This window comes from Paenibacillus apis, from assembly GCF_018333295.1.
GTDB lineage: Bacteria > Bacillota > Bacilli > Paenibacillales > Paenibacillaceae > Fontibacillus > Fontibacillus antibioticophila.
The window spans coordinates 210048-227290 of sequence record NZ_BORS01000007.1; the positions used below are offsets into that span (position 1 = coordinate 210048).

General features: G+C 47.6%; 16 protein-coding genes. 3 read left to right on the top strand and 13 right to left on the bottom strand.

Translation table 11 applies throughout. The annotated features are described in order from the left end of the window. Positions 1-150 precede the first annotated feature (150 nt). The 3 genes from ilvC to ilvB form a co-directional block, all read right to left on the bottom strand. Positions 151-1143: a ketol-acid reductoisomerase gene (ilvC, locus tag KI362_RS12225; protein ID WP_044477592.1), complete on the bottom strand. Its 993-nt coding sequence runs from the start codon at positions 1141-1143 to the stop codon at positions 151-153. A gap of 148 nt (positions 1144-1291) precedes the next feature. Then, the gene (gene ilvN, locus KI362_RS12230; protein WP_374705659.1) at positions 1292-1774 is read right to left on the bottom strand and encodes an acetolactate synthase small subunit; all 483 of its coding nucleotides are present in this window, start codon (positions 1772-1774) and stop codon (positions 1292-1294) included. Positions 1775-1778: 4 nt separating this feature from the next. Beyond that, positions 1779-3521 (bottom strand): biosynthetic-type acetolactate synthase large subunit, encoded by a 1743-nt coding sequence (gene ilvB, locus KI362_RS12235; RefSeq protein WP_301627445.1) that lies wholly within the window; start codon positions 3519-3521, stop codon positions 1779-1781. A gap of 549 nt (positions 3522-4070) precedes the next feature. Between ilvB and KI362_RS12240 the strand changes: the two genes are divergently transcribed. Continuing rightward, the gene (locus tag KI362_RS12240; RefSeq protein ID WP_044477590.1) at positions 4071-4526 is read left to right on the top strand and encodes a GNAT family N-acetyltransferase; all 456 of its coding nucleotides are present in this window, start codon (positions 4071-4073) and stop codon (positions 4524-4526) included. Between the two features lie 3 nt (positions 4527-4529). On the opposite strand, the gene KI362_RS12245 is transcribed toward KI362_RS12240, so the two are convergent. The 9 genes from KI362_RS12245 to KI362_RS12285 all read right to left on the bottom strand — a co-directional run bounded on the left by KI362_RS12245 (position 4530) and on the right by KI362_RS12285 (position 13734). Further along, a complete protein-coding gene (locus KI362_RS12245) occupies positions 4530-4850 on the bottom strand; it encodes a hypothetical protein (RefSeq protein WP_044477588.1) in 321 nt (106 codons plus the stop codon). A 160-nt stretch (positions 4851-5010) separates the two neighbouring features. Further along, positions 5011-5970, bottom strand: coding sequence for an ABC transporter permease (locus KI362_RS12250; protein WP_044477587.1), 960 nt, complete (start codon positions 5968-5970; stop codon positions 5011-5013). A gap of 1 nt (position 5971) precedes the next feature. Then, the gene (locus tag KI362_RS12255; protein ID WP_301627446.1) at positions 5972-7045 is read right to left on the bottom strand and encodes an ABC transporter permease; all 1074 of its coding nucleotides are present in this window, start codon (positions 7043-7045) and stop codon (positions 5972-5974) included. Beyond that, positions 7038-8582, bottom strand: a complete 1545-nt coding sequence (locus KI362_RS12260) for an ABC transporter ATP-binding protein (RefSeq protein ID WP_301627447.1) — start codon at positions 8580-8582, stop codon at positions 7038-7040. The genes KI362_RS12255 and KI362_RS12260 overlap by 8 nt, the downstream gene beginning before the upstream one ends. Before the next feature lie 123 nt (positions 8583-8705). Continuing rightward, positions 8706-9788, bottom strand: a complete 1083-nt coding sequence (locus KI362_RS12265; RefSeq protein WP_044477584.1) for a BMP family lipoprotein — start codon at positions 9786-9788, stop codon at positions 8706-8708. Between the two features lie 314 nt (positions 9789-10102). Next, positions 10103-10462: a 50S ribosomal protein L20 gene (gene rplT, locus KI362_RS12270; protein ID WP_044477583.1), complete on the bottom strand. Its 360-nt coding sequence runs from the start codon at positions 10460-10462 to the stop codon at positions 10103-10105. 33 nt (positions 10463-10495) lie between these two features. Then, a complete protein-coding gene (rpmI, locus tag KI362_RS12275) occupies positions 10496-10696 on the bottom strand; it encodes a 50S ribosomal protein L35 (protein WP_044477582.1) in 201 nt (66 codons plus the stop codon). A gap of 34 nt (positions 10697-10730) precedes the next feature. Then, the gene (gene infC, locus KI362_RS12280; protein WP_044477581.1) at positions 10731-11225 is read right to left on the bottom strand and encodes a translation initiation factor IF-3; all 495 of its coding nucleotides are present in this window, start codon (positions 11223-11225) and stop codon (positions 10731-10733) included. Positions 11226-12501: 1276 nt separating this feature from the next. Beyond that, on the bottom strand, positions 12502-13734 hold the full coding sequence (locus KI362_RS12285; protein WP_044477580.1) for a glycosyltransferase family 2 protein: 1233 nt from the start codon (positions 13732-13734) through the stop codon (positions 12502-12504). A 691-nt stretch (positions 13735-14425) separates the two neighbouring features. Between KI362_RS12285 and KI362_RS12290 the strand changes: the two genes are divergently transcribed. Next, positions 14426-14956 carry a phosphatase PAP2 family protein gene (locus KI362_RS12290; RefSeq protein WP_044477578.1) on the top strand — a complete coding sequence of 177 codons (531 nt, stop codon included), beginning with the start codon at positions 14426-14428 and terminating at the stop codon, positions 14954-14956. A 50-nt stretch (positions 14957-15006) separates the two neighbouring features. Continuing rightward, positions 15007-16155 (top strand): MGDG synthase family glycosyltransferase, encoded by a 1149-nt coding sequence (locus KI362_RS12295; protein ID WP_301627448.1) that lies wholly within the window; start codon positions 15007-15009, stop codon positions 16153-16155. A 73-nt stretch (positions 16156-16228) separates the two neighbouring features. Here KI362_RS12295 and trmB read toward each other — a convergent pair whose 3' ends face one another. Then, positions 16229-16936 carry a tRNA (guanosine(46)-N7)-methyltransferase TrmB gene (gene trmB / locus KI362_RS12300; protein ID WP_301627449.1) on the bottom strand — a complete coding sequence of 236 codons (708 nt, stop codon included), beginning with the start codon at positions 16934-16936 and terminating at the stop codon, positions 16229-16231. Between the last annotated feature and the right edge of the window lie 307 nt (positions 16937-17243).

Below are 17243 nucleotides of genomic sequence, written 5' to 3' on the forward strand. Positions count from 1 at the left end.
TACATGGAGTTACAAAGATATAGAAACTATTAACTTCATAGGTTAAACCTATAAGTTGATTATAAAAGGATAAACGAACTCCCCTGAAGTCAATGCTCAGGGGAGTTCTCAAGTTACGTAAGAAAAACAGGTCGTTAATCTGGGGTTACCTTACTTCTTGATCCAATGCATCAAGCCGCGAAGCTCTTTACCCACAACTTCAATCGGATGTTCAGCTTCATTGCGGCGAGTTGCCGTCAAGAAGGCACGGTTGGACTGGTTCTCCAGGATAAAGTCTCTTGCAAATTTACCTTGTTGGATGTCGGACAATACAGCCTTCATCGCTTTCTTCGTCTCTTCAGTAACAATGCGAGGACCTGTTACATAATCACCATACTCCGCCGTGTTGGAGATGGAATCACGCATTGTGGCCAGACCGCCTTCATAGATCAGGTCTACGATCAGCTTCAACTCATGCAAGCATTCGAAGTAAGCCATCTCAGGAGCATAACCTGCTTCAGTCAATGTTTCGAAGCCAGCCTTGATCAATGCGGATACGCCGCCGCAAAGTACAGCTTGCTCACCGAACAAGTCGGTTTCGGTTTCTTCGCGGAAGGAAGTCTCAATAACTCCCGCACGGGTACAGCCAATACCTTTTGCATAAGCAAGGCCGATTTCCTTCGCTTTGCCGGTTGCATCCTGATGAACTGCAATCAGGCCTGGTACCCCAAAGCCTTCAACATAAGTCCGGCGAACCATGTGGCCCGGTGATTTAGGGGCTACAAGAAGCACGTCGTTGTCCGGAGAAGGAACAATTTGTCCAAAGTGAACGTTAAAGCCGTGTGCAAACAGCAGTGCTGCTCCCTTTTTCAGGTTAGGTGCAATTTCGCTATGATACACAGATGCTTGCGTCTCGTCAGGCATAAGAATTTGTACAACATCCGCGCGTTTTGTTGCTTCCGCCACAGACAGAACCTCAAAGCCGTCTTCCTTCGCTTTATTGAACGATTTACCCTCACGAAGACCGATAACGACTTGAAGTCCGCTCTCACGCAGGTTTTGCGCATGGGCATGGCCTTGACTGCCATAACCGATAATTGCAATCGTTTTTCCTTTTAGTACGCTAAGCTCTGCATCCTGTTCATAGTACAAAGTTACTGCCATCTCTAAAGCCCTCCCATATTTTGCGGGTCTGTGCCATAGGCACGTCCCAATTTTTATTGTTTCGCCGCCTGTATGACGGGGGATTCATGAGACCCTGCCGATGTTAAGGATCTCATCAATCTCCCGCCATACACGGACGAGATTCGATCTAAGCGTTCCCTCGAATCATAGCAGTTACTCCGGTCCGGGACAATTCCTTAATTCCATACGGACTAAGCAACTCAATCATCGCATCAATTTTCTCGGTGTCACCCACAACCTGAACAATCATGCTGCTCGTACCGATATCAACTACCGCAGCGCGGAAGGTTTCGACTACGCCCATGATCTCCGGGCGCTCCGAAGGCTCTGATTTCACCTTAATCAATGCAAGTTCTCTGCCAACCATCGGTCTCGAGCTAAGGTTCACTACCTTAATAACATCAATCAACTTGTAGAGCTGCTTCTCAATCTGTTCCAAAGTCTTGTCGTCACCCTGGGTCACAATGACCATTCTGGACAAGCCTTCTTCCTCCGACTGGCCAACCGTAATACTCTCGATATTGAAGCCGCGGCGTCCGAACAATCCCGCGACCCGCTGAAGAACACCCGGCTGGTCATTAACTAATACTGATATCGCATGGTTCTTCATCATGTTAATCTTCCCCCAACAGCATTTGATCAATTGTGGAGCCTTGAGGTACCATCGGATAGACGTTCTCGCCTCTCTCAACGACGAATTCCACAAGCACCGGTCCCGGTGTATCCAGAGCCTCCTGCCAGGCCTGTCTGGCTTCTTCCTTATTCGTAGCCCGGAGTCCCTTCACCCCGTACGCTTCGGCAAGCTTCACAAAGTCAGGGCTGCCGGCCAGGTCGATGAAGCTGTACCGGTTCTCGTAGATCAGTTCTTGCCATTGCCGCACCATCCCCAGCACCTGGTTGTTAATGACAACCACCTTAACCGGAATGTTGTTGATTGCACAAATCGCCAGCTCCTGAGCGCACATCTGCATGCCGCCGTCGCCATTGATCGAGATAACCAGCCGATCCGGGGCAGCCATCTGAGCACCGATGGCCGACGGGAATCCGAAGCCCATTGTCCCCAGGCCGCCGGATGTGATCCAGGAGCGAGGCTGATTGAACTTGTAGTATTGGGCAGCCCACATTTGATGCTGACCTACGTCCGTTGTTACAATCGCTTGCCCCTCCGTCGTTTCGTTCAAAAGCTCAATTACCCATTGCGGTTTAAGCACCGTATCCGAGTCCTTATACTTGAACGGGTTCTCTTGGCTGGATTTTGCAATCTTCTCTCTCCAAGCATCCGCTTTGCCTGCCCGAGCCACAAGCGGGATGAGCAGTTCCAGCACGTGCTTGACATCCCCGACAATCGGAATATCTGTGTTCACATTTTTTCCGATCTCAGCCGGGTCGATATCGATATGTGCAATTTTCGCATGCGGAGCGAATCCGTCCAATTTTCCGGTTACGCGGTCATCGAACCGTGCCCCCAGACTGATGAGGAGATCCGCTTCCTGAATGGAGCGGTTCGCCGTAAGCGTACCGTGCATTCCCGGCATTCCCATCCACAATTCATGTCCGCTCGGGAAACCTCCAAGACCAAGCAGTGTTGTGGTAATCGGGATTTGAGTGATGTTTACGAATTCGAGCAGCGCCTCGTGCGCTCCGGCGTAGACGACACCGCCGCCGGCCAGGATAACCGGACGTTCCGATTCTTGAATCGCCGCAGCCAGCTTATCCAGCTGAAGTCTGTTCGGCTTCACCGTTGGCTGGTAGCCGCGCAGATGAACGTTCTGCACTGGCTCGAACAAGGTCTTGGCTGCCGAGACATCCTTCGGAATATCGATCAGTACCGGACCTTTTCTGCCTGTATTTGCAATGTGGAATGCCTCATGAATCACCCGCGGCAAATCCTCCACATTTCGTACCAGATAGCTGTGTTTGGTAATCGGCATCGTGATCCCGGTAATATCGGCTTCTTGGAAAGCATCGGTTCCGATCAAGCTTGACACGACGTTCCCCGTAATCACCACAAGAGGCACTGAATCCATATAAGCTGTTGCAATTCCCGTGACCGTATTGGTTGCACCCGGACCGGAGGTTGCAATACACACCCCAACTTTGCCGCTCGCGCGTGCATAGCCATCTGCTGCATGAATCGCTCCTTGTTCATGTCTTGTCAGCAAATGGTGGAAATCAGTAAATCCGTACAGGGCATCGTAGATATACAATACCGCCCCACCTGGATAACCGAAGACGCACTCGACACCTTCCAATAGCAAACTGCGAAGCAAGATTTCGGAGCCGGAAATCACTTCCGGTTTCATCCATTTCTCACGTAATTGTTCTGTAGACCGCACTTCAGGAATTTGCGCGCTCATCAGTCATCCTCCTTCCAAAGATTGGATATATTTATATAACAAAAAAACCTTCCGTCCGCCGGAATAGTCTCCTATTCCGAGGGACGAAAGGCTTTGCTTCCGTGGTACCACCCATTTTTACCCGACTCCTCACGGAATCGGACCTTGACGGGTACAGCATTCCAGCTACTACCCGTGGTCTTTAACGCAGACCCGACGATTTCTCCTAATAGGCGGGATATGCCGGGGGACCGGTATCCAACTTTTCAGAAAAACAGCTCCGAGGTGAGCTCGCATTTAAGGGGTAATGGCAGATGGTCTCAGCAAATCCATCCACTCTCTGAGCAAAGAGCCCTTAACCTTCGTCCTCATCATAGCCGTTTGATATAGTCGTTAAAATGTTTAGACACATTATATGATTAGTTTACATTCAGAGTCAATACCTTAATTTTAATCTGCACAAAAGTAAGTCGAATTATCCTCATGAATCACTTCGTGATCAAAAGACGAACGCTTTAAGATTTTCGACATATGATATGGGTAATGGCCCAGGCAAGGAGGATGTGTGAAATGATTAGATACAGAAGACCCAAGCAGGACGATCCTGTCATTCATGATCTGATCTGCAAGGAGCTTGTCCCGCTCTCCCACCTGTCTCCAAGTGAACTGAAGACAGTGGTTAAGGACGTGCCCAAACGGCTATCCCATGGCGTTACCCTGGTAGCATCCAAAGATTATGAATCAGACCCTATCGCATTTATCCACTTCATGATGCATGGGGAACTGCTCTATATTGACATGATGGCGGTTGCTCCATCCTATCGTCGCAACCGCCTTGGAAAGACGCTCCTGGCACATGCTGAGAATTTTGCCAGTTCACGCGGCTGTGTAAAGTCAAAGGTTATGGTAGACTTCGACAACACCAGAGCACACTTATTTTACAAAAATTTAGGATATCAAACCATCCGTTACATGAAGCCCTCTCAATGCTTTGAACTAGAAAAGGAGCTTTTAAACCGAAGATAGTCCTTACCAGAAGCCCCCTCCATAAGGGCCCGGTCCATAGCCATAAGGACTATATCCCCCGTATGGTCCATAGCCTCCATAACCGTAGCCTCCATAACCTCCGCCGTAGGCGTATGGCGATGCTCCAATTGCAAGCAAATCAAACAAAACCAATGGAATGATGGCCTTCGTCTTTACCTTTTTCCCTGGATTCTGCCTTACGTACAGACGACCGCCGCTAACCTTGACCAGTTTGCCGCTGACAACGCTTCCGTCCTTTTTATAAGCGACAATCGATTTCCCGACCCATTTTTCCGCCTCTTTCCTTGTCACCTTCGTGGCCATTTCAGCTTCCTCCTTCGTATATCGTAATCTCGTTCAAATTACTATATTCCCGGGACTTCGCCGCTGTTTGAGCCATCGCCTTGAGGCTAAGAAATGGGCATAAAAAAACTGTATCCGCAAAGCCGATGGAATTCGGCCTCGGGATACAGTTCTTGGATCATTAGCGTTTGGAAGGATCGTAAGGAGTCCCGAGCGCAGACGGTGCGGAGGCTCTCCCCACCGCACTGACAAGCACGATAATCGTCAGTACATACGGGATCATGAAGATAAATTCCTGCGGAATACTTCTGGACCATTCAAACAATTGCACATAGTTCCGAATCGCTTGGGAGAACCCGAAGAACATCGCTGCCCCAAAGGCACCCACCGGATTCCATTTCCCGAAGATCATTGCGGCTATCGCAATATAGCCTTGTCCGGAAATGGTGTTGTGCGAGAACAAACTGGTTGTCGTTAACGTAATCGTTGCCCCGCCCAATCCGGCCAATGCGCCGGAAATCATAACACCGATATAACGCATACGGGACACATTCACCCCGAGCGTGTCTGCCGCTCCCGGGTACTCGCCCACCGAACGCAGACGGAGGCCGAACGGCGTTTTGTACAGCACATAGAATGCTACTGCCACCAGAATCAAAGCCAGGTAAGTGGTCGGATAGGCATTGAAGAATCCCTCGCCGATAATCGGAATATCTCTTAACAAAGGAATAGCCTGTTTATGAAACACTTTAATCAGCGGTGTCTCGGCAGAGCCGTCAAACAGCAGCTTCACAATAAATAAGGTCAGACCGGCCGCCAGGAAGTTAATGACGATACCGCTGATGGTCTGATCCGCTTTAAAGGTAACGGAGGCTAACGCATGGATCAACGAGCCCAGGATGCCTACAAAGATTGCGCATATAACGCCGACCCAGGGGGCTGCGCTTCCCATGCCCGCCTCTTGTGCATAATAAGTGCCTACTCCGGCGGCAAATGCGCCGAAAATCATCAGACCTTCCAGTCCGATATTGACTACGCCGGAACGTTCGGAGAAAATCCCGCCGAGTGCCGTAAAGATCAAAGCCGTAGAAAACACGAGCGTCGAGTTCAGCAATTGGCCTAACAGCGTAAGAACGTCCATATTACAGCACCTTCTCTTTCTTGCGCTTGAGATAGAACGGCTTTAGGATGAAGCGTACGATGCCTTGCGCAGCAATGAAAAAAATAATCGAGCCGATAATGATTTTAATAAGCTCAGGCGGAACTCCGGCGGCAAAGCTCATGCCTGCCGATCCGTAAGTCAAGCCTCCATACAGAATCGCTGCGAATACAACGCCGATCGGATGGTTCATCCCAAGCAACGCAACCGCAATTCCGTCGAATCCATACCCCGGAGATGCAGCAAACACGGATTGGAAATGGAATACGCCAAGCACCTCAAAGGTGCCGGCCAAGCCGGCGAACACGCCGCTGATGAACATCGCCTTGATGACATTGCGGCCCACGTTCATCCCTGCATATTCAGCCGCATGCTGATTAAAGCCCACGGCGCGCATTTCATAGCCCTGCTTTGTTTTCCATAAGTAAATATAAAAGAATGCCGCTGCGATCAGTGCAATTACTGTCCCCCAGTGCACACGGGCATTATCGAAGATTGAAGACAAGAAGGTCATCGAAGCGGATGCCTGAATATCTTCGGAACGGTTCTGTCCTTTTAACAGGAAGAAGTGACGAATAATATAGTTCGAGAAGTAAAGAGCGACCCAGTTCAGCATGATCGTCGTAATAACCTCGTTAATTCCCCGTTTCGCCTTGAGGAAGCCGGCAATTGCAGCCCAGCATCCGCCTGCAAGTCCACCTGCGATTACTGCCAGCGGAACTGAAACCAGAGCATGTACGCCATCCAGAGACAACGATACGGCCGTGGCCGTCGTCATACCGATAAGCACCTGACCATCCGCCCCGATGTTGAACATCCCTGAACGGAAGGCAAAGGCAACAGCAAGACCGGTAAAGATCAGAGGCGTGACCTGACGAATGGTCTCTCCCACATGATATGGACTGCCGATCACACGTTTAATAAGCGCGGAGTAGGCCTCAATCGGATTATAATTCCCGAGAAGCATGACCAAAGCGCCTACGATCAGGCCCAGCACAATGGCGACTAAAGGCACGACAAGGCTGTCGAGCGTAAATATTTTGCGCAGCTTATTCACCCTTTTGTCCCCCTTTATCGATAAAGCCTGCCATCATTAGTCCGAGCTCCTGGTCATTGGTGTCCTTCGGATACACTTCTCCGACGATTTTTCCGCCATAAATAACCGCGATCCGATCGGCAACATTCATGATTTCATCCAGCTCGAACGAGACAAGAAGAACGGCTTTGCCCTGATCGCGTTGCGCGATTAATTGCTTGTGTACAAATTCAATGGCGCCTACGTCCAAGCCCCGTGTAGGTTGAGCTGCAATAAGAAAATCGGGATTCTTGTCTATTTCCCGCGCAATAATCGCCTTCTGCTGATTTCCTCCGGACAACGAACGAGCCTTGGTCTCAATATCCGGTGTACGAACATCAAAGTCTTTGACTAGCTTTCCTGCATATTCGCCAATCGTGCGCTGATCCAGGAAAGCGCCCTTACTGTAGGGAGTCTTGTAATAGGTTTCCAAAATCATATTCTCCTTGACGGAGAAATCCAAAACCAGACCGTGCTTGTGACGGTCTTCGGGAATATGCGACACACCGCTTTCAATAATTTTCCGAGTTGGCAGATTGGTAATGCTTCTGCCTGACAGGGTAATCGTTCCTGAATTGATTTTACGCAGTCCGGTAATGGCCTCGATTAACTCGGTCTGGCCGTTCCCGTCCACACCGGCAATTCCGACGACCTCTCCGGCTCTGACTACCAGGTCAAGCCCGTTAAGAAGAGAAACGCCGTCTTTGCTTTCCACTCTTACCTGATTCATTTCCAGTACAGGCTGGCCAATGTTCGGATCGTCCTTGTCAATCTTGAACGAAACACTGCGTCCGACCATTTTTTCGGCGAGATCGCTCGGATTGGTCTTGTCCGTATCTACGGTATCAATGACCTTCCCCCTGCGGATGATCGTCACCCGATCCGAAATTTCCATGATTTCTTTTAACTTATGCGTAATTAGAATAATGGATTTTCCTTCCGCCACCAAGCGGCGCATAATGGCCATTAACTCTTCAATTTCCTGTGGTGTCAATACCGCAGTAGGTTCATCAAATATTAAAATATCAGCGCCCCGGTACAACGTCTTCATAATTTCGACGCGTTGCTGCATTCCTACCGAAATGTCTTGAATCTTCGAGTTAGGGTTGACCTGAAGTCCATATTGTTCCGACAGCTTGGCCACCTGCGCGGATGCTGATTTATAGTCGATATTTAGTCCTTTTTTAGGCTCCATACCCAGAATGATATTCTCTGTCACCGTGAAAGGCTGGACAAGCTTAAAGTGCTGGTGAACCATGCCGATTCCGTATTTAATCGCCTTATTCGGATTGTCAATCGTAACCGGTGTGCCGTTCATTTCAATCGTGCCTTCATCTGGCTGATAAAGACCAAATAGAATATTCATCAAAGTCGATTTGCCGGCGCCGTTCTCTCCGAGCAGCGCATGAATTTCCCCTTTGCGGAGGGTCAAACTGATGGAGTCATTGGCAATAATGCCAGGGAAACGCTTTGTGATTTGCTTCAACTCGACCACAGGAGCCACAGCCGCAGTGCTCATGAAATCACCCTCATCATTTGGGATTTAAGCAAACAACAAGGCCAGTTATACATCACTGGCCTTGCTTGTTTGTGCTTTACATTTTTCATATCGGAATGGGTCTTGAGATTTATCTATACGGGATTATTCAGCAGGAACTGTAATTTCACCGTTGATAATTTTCTGTTTGAACTCTTCGACCTTGTCCAGGATTTCTTGGCTTACGTTTGCCTTCGAAGTTTCCGGCAAGCCTACACCGTCATCCTTCAAAGTCAGGTTGGTAACTTGTCCGCCCTTGAACGTACCGTCAATAACTTGCTGGGATACGTTCTTAACCGCTACGTCAACGCGTTTAACCATCGAAGTCAGCGTTACTTCGTCGCCGAATTCAATCGATTGGTCCTTATCTACGCCGATAACCCACAATTTGTTGGCACCACCGGCAGCGTTGCGTGCAGTTGCTTCGTTAAATACGCCGTTGCCTGTTTGTCCGGCAGCTGGGAAAATAATGTCCGCGCCGTCATCGAACAATTGGCTCGCCAAAGATTTACCAACGTCAGGCTTGTCATAGGCACCTGCATAAGTAATCGTCAGCTTCGCATCAGGATTAACCGCTTCAATCCCTGCCTTGAAGCCTACTTCAAAGCGCTTGATAACCGGACTTTCCATGCCGCCGATGAAGCCGATCTTATTTGTCTTTGTAGTCAGACCAGCAACCACACCTACGAGGAAGGATCCTTCGTTCTCGGCAAAGGTTACCGATTCAACGTTGGCAGCTTCAACTACCGCGTCGATAATGGCAAGCTTCGCTTCCGGATTAGCGTCGGCCACTTGTTTAACAGCATCGCCGAGGTCAAAGCCAATTCCCCAAGTCAGATCATATCCGCCTTGAACGAATTCGTTCAGGTTAGGAAGATAATCCGCGCTTGTTGTACTTTGAAGGTATTGATGCTGAATACCTTGCTCAGCGTTCAATGCTTCCAGAGCTTCCCAAGCCGATTCGTTAAAGGATTTGTCGTTTACGCCGCCTACGTCAGTTACAAGGCCGATCTTGATATCGGAGCCCTTGCTGTCACCGCTGTTGCCAGCGCCGCTGGAGTTGTTGGTTGCAGCACCATTATCAGAAGTGTTGTTCGCTGCATTGTTCTTGCTGTTGTTGCCGCATCCTGTCAGAACCATTGTCAATGCGAGCACCATGACTAGAGAATACTTGAAGACCTTGTTCATTAACGTATAATCCCCCTTAAAAATTTTGTCCATTTCTGCACAGACCGATTATACCTTTAAAAACACCTAAAATCCATACTTTTAATAACCTATGGTTAAATAAGTTTCGTCTTTTTGTAAAAGCAAACGCTTCCTTTCGACATAGTTCCCATCCTATGTTTGGTAGATGTGAACTTCTGCCTTCTGCAGCACATTTCTTCCTTATAAATCCCTCTCTTATCGTGCCCAATTATATACTTTTCACACATCATAATAAAACCGCCGTCACCGGAATGAATCAAGTCATTCTGTGACGGCGGTATAGACTTCATAAATTAAGCGTTGATTTTTTCTTTAGCTACAGTCGCCAAGGAATTGAACGCATTAATATCATTTACAGCCAAGTCAGCCAGCATTTTGCGGTTGATGTTGACTTCAGCCAGTTTAAGGCCGTGCATCAATTTGCTGTAGGACAAGCCGTTCATGCGAGCAGCCGCATTAATACGAACGATCCAAAGCTTGCGGAAGTCGCGTTTCTTCGTACGACGATCCCGGTAAGCATATTGCATCGATTTCATAACTTGCTCGTTAGCAGTTTTGAAAATGCGATGTTTCGAACCAAAGTAACCCTTTGCCAGCTTCAATACTTTTTTATGACGACGACGAACTACAAATCCGCCTTTTACTCTTGCCATATCAATAAACCTCCCAATAAGTTGTGTAAATGATTATTTCAAGTTTGCAAGTTGTTGCTTCAAACGGCTAACGTCACCGGAATAAGCCACAGGGCTGTTTGCCAATACACGTTTTGCGCGTTTGGACTTATGGGACAGCAAGTGATTGCGGTTTGCTTTGTAACGTCTTACTTTACCGGAACCGGTAATTTTGAAGCGGTCTTTCAGACTGCTGTGAGTTTTCATTTTAGGCATGGTACTTCCCCCTCATAGTTTGTGTTCAATGCGCTTAGCTTTTAGGCGCCAGAATCATAATCATGCTGCGGCCTTCCAATTTTGGAAGACGTTCTACGGCAGAGATCTCGGCAACCTCTTCCTTGACGCGGTCAAGAATTTTCTTACCGATATCTGCATGGGTAATTTCACGGCCGCGGAAGCGAACCGAGCACTTTACCTTATCGCCTTCATTCAAGAACTTAACCACATTGCGAAGCTTTGTTTGAAAATCATGTTCCTCAATATTGGCGCGGAACCAAACTTCCTTGATGTCCACGATCTTCTGGTTCTTACGGGCTTCCTTTTCTTTCTTCTGCTGCTCATAACGAAATTTTCCGTAATCCATGATGCGGCAGACAGGCGGCTTGGCCGTCGGTGCTACATTGACGAGATCCAGATTCAAATCGATTGCCATTTGCAGCGCTTCACGGGTAGGCTTAATTCCAATCTGTTCACCTTCAGGTCCAACCAGACGAACTTCCTTCACCCGAATCTCATCATTGATCATATGTTCCTTACTGATAATTCTCCACCTCCATTGATTAGGTTCAATAAAAAAGGGATGCAGGTTTAGGCGCCCGCATCCCTTTTGATCGTCAATTCATCATGAACATAAGCATTCATAAATCATTGGATCAATACCAGCCAACGCCATCGTCGGTCAGGTGAGAAGCTAGAGCCTCTGCTTGCAATCCAAAACAGTTATTGTTGCAATACTCAAATAATTTAACACAGCACGCAGATCGTTGTCAAGCGAAAGGAAATAAAATGAGGAAACACGATCAGGATACAAAATTAGGATACAAATTCGGGGACCACCTGCTGTTAGCGTCAGGTTGCCTGTTGAAATACCAAACACCACATATCGAAATGATCGACATGATCAAGATGATCGAAATGATCAAAAGCTGCCCTAAAGACGCTTACTTGATCCAAACTTAATCCAACTTAAAACTTAAATCCACCTGAGTACCACCCTATGCCCCACCTGAGTACCCACAGAGTACCCATAGAGTACTCATAGAGTACTCACTGAGTACCCACATACTCCCCACTAGCTTTTCAGTGTAATCTTCTGTACAAATCATCACCGTCATCGAAGCAAGTTTTATACGATTCTTCCTATAAAAAAGTACATTATAGTACTATATGAGGTCATTTTGTACGAATAATCGTACAAAACTAGCGTGTCCACCCCATAATTGAAAGCATTTGTACGGATTTTCGTACAAAATTGCTTGTTTGGACATTACAACGATGACTTTTATACGATATTCCATACAAAAGTTCAGCATCAAATCCGTTTCTAACGCCTATTGTCATAGAACGAAGAAAGAGATGAAAAACTTCGCAACCAAGGTCCAATTTTCAAAGCTACCTTATCAATTAAAGCTTAAAAAAAGGGACTTTCAGCACCGAGAAGGTTGGACGAAGCCAGGGACTGAGGAGCGGAGCATAGGAAAATCCTATGTGAGCACCGGAAGGCCCTGGCTAAGTTCAAGATTCGATGTCGAATAGTCCCCTTAGAGTCTGCTTCGTGATCAAAGTCCCGTTTTTAAGGTACCTCTCAATAAAGACTTAATTATTGGCTTTTCAGCACCGAGAAGGTTGAATAAAGCCTGGGTCTGAGTAGCGGAGCTACACGTTTTCGGAGAAAACGACTTCGGAAGCATAAGCTGGCAAAACCTACGTGAGCAACGGAAGACCCAGGCTGAGTTCAAGATTCGACGCCGAATATTCTACTTGAGTTTACTTCGTGATCAAAAGTCGATAATTAAGTTTCCTTACCCTTTTTGGACTTCTTCTAGACGGACAACGCGAGTATGCTGCGTATGACTCCACTGCTTGTTGTTCTGCGTGAAGAACGCATAGAACGTAATCGGCCACCAAGACAGCAGATAGATCGGAAACAGCACCAAATAAGCATATACCTTCTTGTACGTCACCTTTTCCAATGCCATCGCCGCCAGGAAAGTAAATACATTCGCTGCAATCGCAACAAAGGAAATCCATAACGGGAAGTGCGAGTACAGCGTATCAAAATGCGGTCCGCCAAAGATCGTTTGATCCGACCAGATCAGTGCGGTCAACAGAAATGTCAGCAGGACGATATAGACGTTAACGCCATACAGCGCCATGTCCAGCTTGACCATGCTGCGTTCCTTCAAGCTTCTCCAGAGCAGCGGGAAGAAATATCTTCGAGCTACCGTGAAATGCCCCTGCATCCACCGCAGACGTTGACGTGCAGACGCTTTAAAGGTAAGCGGCTTCTCGTCAAACAGCTTCGCATCATAGTTAAACACCGGGTAGATCCCCCGCTTCACGCAACGCATGGTGAACTCCAGGTCCTCTACAAGACTGGTGGCTCCCCAGCCAATTTCCTTAAGAAGATCGGTCTCAAAGCACATCCCCGTACCGCCCAGAAAATTGGCCATACCCAGGTTATGCCGGGAAAGCTGCCAGAGACGATTACAGTACCAGTAAGAGATCCCGTACGACGCAGTGATCCAGGAATCCTCCGGATTTTTCGTATCTATATAACCTTGAATAACCCGGGCGCCGGAACAAAGATCATTGTTCATTTCGCTCAGAAAGTCCGGATGTGCCAGATTGTCAGCATCAAACATAACAACGGCGTCATATTGGCGCGGCATCTTCCAGAGCTCTTTCAGCATCCACTCAATCGCGTAGCCCTTGCCCCGCAGGTTCGGGTTAACGCGTACACAGGCATTCATCCCGTGGCTTCTAACAATTTCAGCAGTTGAATCCGTACAGTTATCGCATATCACAAACACATCGTACAGTTCTTTCGGATAGTTCAAATTTTTCAGGTTTTCCATTAAAGCGCCGACAACCTGCTCCTCATTATGCGCCGCTACGAGCACAGCGAAGGATTTGGACGGAGCGTGGACTTCTTTTTTCTTTTTTTTGTACATACCGAACAGCGACAAAGCGAACTGATACACTCCGATTACAGCGAGCAGCACCTGCAATACAATAATGATCGTGTTAAACATGTTTTCAGTACCCCCTTTAAACCCCTATGAATTCTTGTGTTTTGTCTCTCTTTACCTTGCGGAGTTTCTGTCGACCCTTTTTTTCTTTACATCTTTTTTATGACCCTAACCTTAAACCTTGTCTGCCTAGCTGGCCTGGGAAAGCAGCATTCAGCATTGAATAGCTAATGCTCTTATTTCAATGCTTTTTCGATTTTCCATGAGTTTTCACCATTTGTCAAACCGGTGTAAAAGCTTGCTTGCCTTCAAAATAAGCAGAAGTCAGCGCATTTATCGGTAAGTGAGGGTTTCCATCATGTTTCGCTGCGATTCTTTCCTATTTTCGTCAGTTTTAGCTCTTTTTATTTCTTTAGTCCCCCCTTCGTTCGAAAAAAATCAGCGTTTTGTAAATGTTTGTTACGCTCTCTATTTAATACAAACGAAGATTGGGGTAAAAATGTTTACACAACACATCAATTTCCTTTAAACTTGTTTGATAATATTTGAATCAGGGCAGCAAGAACTTCAAAGGATTGATTCACAAGAAATCAAAAAAAGGGTATATTAACTCAAGCAGAATTAAAAATTATGATACCTTTTTGATAAAGATGTCTTTTATAATCAAGCCATATTGCCATCGCTGCGTTGAAATGCGGCTTCAGCGGCAGTCAAGGCCGTACGTGCGGCACACCAAACGCGGAGGGATACCCCCATGACTAGATTGTTTCAAAAACTTGTAGAGCTTGATCAACGGTTATTCGTCGGGATCAATGGCAGACTGCATCGCAGCTTTCTTAATTTCTGGCTATACCATCTGACCCATCTGGGAGGAGCCTGGTTCACGATATTATCCACTCTCGCCATTTGGTATTTCGCTCCTTCGCCAGTATGGAGCAGAACGGGATTGCAGGCTTTTGCCGCCCTTGCAGCCAGCCATATTCCTGTTGCTTTGGCGAAAAAAATCTACCCCCGGGTTCGTCCTTATTTGACGCTTCCGGGAACAAATACATTCCGTAATCCGCTGACGGACCATTCTTTTCCGTCCGGACATACGACAGCCATTTTCTCGATTACTGTTCCTTTTATTTCCACCCAACCTTTACTTGCACTCATTCTGGCACCAATCGCTGTGATCGTTGGAATTTCGCGGATTTATCTGGGTCTGCACTATCCTTCAGACGTGCTCGCAGGAGGCATTATCGGCTCTGCTGTCGCGCTTAGCACGGTTGCATTATGGCCTTAAAGGGGATATTGTATTGGGTAGGAAAACCTTGTAGGAAAAGGTGAAACTAAGTGCAAAAACAAAGAGTCTTGCTTCTATCCGAAGGGTTTGGAGCCGGGCACACGCAGGCGGCGTATGCGCTATCAAGCAGTTTACGCAGAGTTTCGCCACAGGTGCAGACGAAAGTCATGGAGCTGGGAAGCTTCTTGAACCCCAGGATGGCACCGATCATTATCACCGCCTATAAAAAAACGGTCTCTACGCAACCACGGTTAATACGAATGATGTATAGAAGCAATTATAAAAAATCACTGAACCGATTGACGACGCTTGCTCTTCATCGAATGTTTTACACAGATACAATTCAAATCATCAAGCAGCTTCATCCGGAAGTCATTGTATGCACGCATCCGATTCCAAGTGCAATTATCTCCCGGATCAAGCGGCTTGATCTGCTCGATGTGCCGCTGGCTACGGTGATCACCGACTACGATGCCCATGGAACCTGGATTAGCCCCGAGGTGAACAGCTACTTGGTCTCTACCGAGCAAGTGAGGCAAAAGCTGCTGGAACGCGGGGTCGAAGACCATAAAATCAGAATTACCGGGATTCCTGTCCACCCGAATTTCTGGGAACGCCACCAGAAAAGCGACATTCGGGAGCAGTTTCATTTGAAGGAGATGCCTACTGTGCTGGTTATGGGCGGGGGCTGGGGATTCATGAAGGACGAGGCGGTTAACGCCCACTTGGCTTCCTTTCGCGAGCAGATTCAGATTATTTTCTGCTTTGGCAGCAATACGAAATCTTTGGAGAAAATGAGGAAGGATCCGCGCTTTATTCATCCGCACATTCATTTACTCGGGTTCACCCGTGAAATTGACAAGCTGATGGAGGTGTCCGACCTGCTTGTTACCAAGCCGGGCGGTATGACCTGCTCGGAGGGACTGGCCAAAGCCATTCCCATGCTGTTCCACAAGCCGCTTCCCGGCCAGGAGGAAGAGAACTCGCAGTACTTTACTTCTCAGGGCTGGGGCACTCCGATCAGTTCGCTGGATGATATCACAGCCTGGATTCATAGACTGATGCATCATTACGATGAAGTCGTTCGCGAACGTGCGGAGATGCTTGACAGGATCGCCAGCTATTATCCGATGCAGAGCGCTCAAGCTATCATCGAACTTATCGAGCGTCATCCTTTTTTAACAGAGAATAATAACTGAATCGGCAGGGGCCATCCAGAAGCAGATCATTCAATCCGCTTTTGGATGGCCCCTGTATGGTTGGTGCTAATTTTTAGAACTCTTCCATTTTCGTCCGATGATAAGCCTCGAGCGCCTCTTCCCCTATCTTCACTTCACAACGATAGATCGGCATTCCCTGCTTGGAGAACTTGCTCTCGTACTCCGTCATGACATGCTGTTCATTGATGCCGTCCTTATGAAGATTCAGAGATATATTGCTCATCTGAAGTCCCTTGGCCGCAAAAGCATTCAGCGAGAACTCAAACAATTCGCGTGAGTCGGTCTTGAAGTGAATTTCGCCCTGCTGATTAAGCAGCGAGCAGTACTTATCCAAGAAGCGCGGATGAGTAAGCCGTCTCCGGGCATGCTTCTTCTTCGGCCATGGGTCGCTAAAATTAAGATAGATGCGCGAAACCTCTCCGGGAGCAAAAAACTCCTCAATCGATTCAATGTTTCCCAAGGCCAGTCTCACATTTGCAGGCTCTCCTTCCGGAGTCCCGCTCCAGATCGAACGCACCTTCTCGCTTGCGCGCCGGATGAGCTCATCGTACATATCCATGCCCACAAAATTACACGCAGGATGCTTGAAGCTCATGCCGCTGACAAATTGTCCTTTGCCCATGCCCAGCTCAATATAGAGCGGCCGGTCATTGCCGAACACCTGCGCCCATTTCCCTTTATAGCCCCTCGGATCAAGAACAACGATATCCTGTTGCTGCTCCAGCTCCTCACGGATTCCTTTTCTGCCGCGTAAACGCATCTTATTCCTCCACCTTCTAGTAGTTACTGAAACATTGTGCCGAAGTTCGGTCCAATTGTAAAGAGTAATTCGGTATAAATGCGAGTTGAATAACCTCTTAAAAAGTGAAGAAGGAATCCGGTGCCGCCGGGGAGACGGGCTGGGATTCCTTCTTCGATTTATTGGAATTGGGGTCCAAACAAATTTTAGGTATTTTAAAAATAGCATAATATGTCATAAGCCGCAAGAAATGCTCCTGCTCACTGTTCCACTTTTTTTTATTTTTTTGATACAATGATTCCAGGGAATACGCATAACGCAAGGCCCT

Bases quoted from the DNA above. Each gene is read 5' to 3' on its own strand.
- KI362_RS12290 (WP_044477578.1), top strand. From the start codon at position 14,426: ATGACTAGATTGTTTCAAAAACTTGTAGAGCTTGATCAACGGTTATTC.
- KI362_RS12285 (WP_044477580.1), bottom strand. From the start codon at position 13,734: ATGTTTAACACGATCATTATTGTATTGCAGGTGCTGCTCGCTGTAATC.
- infC (WP_044477581.1), bottom strand. From the start codon at position 11,225: ATGATCAATGATGAGATTCGGGTGAAGGAAGTTCGTCTGGTTGGACCT.
- ilvB (WP_301627445.1), bottom strand. From the start codon at position 3,521: ATGAGCGCGCAAATTCCTGAAGTGCGGTCTACAGAACAATTACGTGAG.
- rplT (WP_044477583.1), bottom strand. From the start codon at position 10,462: ATGGCAAGAGTAAAAGGCGGATTTGTAGTTCGTCGTCGTCATAAAAAA.
- KI362_RS12250 (WP_044477587.1), bottom strand. From the start codon at position 5,970: ATGGACGTTCTTACGCTGTTAGGCCAATTGCTGAACTCGACGCTCGTG.
- KI362_RS12240 (WP_044477590.1), top strand. From the start codon at position 4,071: ATGATTAGATACAGAAGACCCAAGCAGGACGATCCTGTCATTCATGAT.
- KI362_RS12245 (WP_044477588.1), bottom strand. From the start codon at position 4,850: ATGGCCACGAAGGTGACAAGGAAAGAGGCGGAAAAATGGGTCGGGAAA.
- KI362_RS12265 (WP_044477584.1), bottom strand. From the start codon at position 9,788: ATGAACAAGGTCTTCAAGTATTCTCTAGTCATGGTGCTCGCATTGACA.
- ilvC (WP_044477592.1), bottom strand. From the start codon at position 1,143: ATGGCAGTAACTTTGTACTATGAACAGGATGCAGAGCTTAGCGTACTA.
- trmB (WP_301627449.1), bottom strand. From the start codon at position 16,936: ATGCGTTTACGCGGCAGAAAAGGAATCCGTGAGGAGCTGGAGCAGCAA.
- rpmI (WP_044477582.1), bottom strand. From the start codon at position 10,696: ATGCCTAAAATGAAAACTCACAGCAGTCTGAAAGACCGCTTCAAAATT.
- ilvN (WP_374705659.1), bottom strand. From the start codon at position 1,774: ATGAAGAACCATGCGATATCAGTATTAGTTAATGACCAGCCGGGTGTT.
- KI362_RS12260 (WP_301627447.1), bottom strand. From the start codon at position 8,582: ATGAGCACTGCGGCTGTGGCTCCTGTGGTCGAGTTGAAGCAAATCACA.